Below are 255 nucleotides of genomic sequence, written 5' to 3'. Positions count from 1 at the left end.
ATAGCAGAGGACGTTAAGCGATCCTGGACTGGAGCTACCTCTGGAAAAACTACCTCTCGGGTACTCGGCGTCGTACGTCGCGTTCAAGAGAAGGCAGAAGCGATGGGGATTATTTCCAGTAAATTCGAGAACCTGGCCAAAATGTGTAAGCGGGTTCTTGATGCGATTCAGCCTGGTCAAAGCATTGAGGGTCTGGAGTTTCTCCAGGTTAGTACCCTGTTAACCTTTTGCTCCAGCCCGGAGAATATCCTTAGC

At 50.2% G+C, this 255-nt stretch carries 1 protein-coding gene; it reads left to right on the top strand.

All coding sequences use genetic code 11. The features are described 5' to 3' along the window. Positions 1-255, top strand: a 255-nt coding sequence (locus tag AC3XQU_RS24305; protein ID WP_489876680.1) for a DUF3150 domain-containing protein, incomplete at its 3' end; no start/stop codon positions are given.

The organism is Telluria sp. AZSoR62 (genome assembly GCF_058111565.1).
Note: the sequence above shows the minus strand (reverse complement) of the source record. Positions and strands in the feature narration are given on the sequence as shown.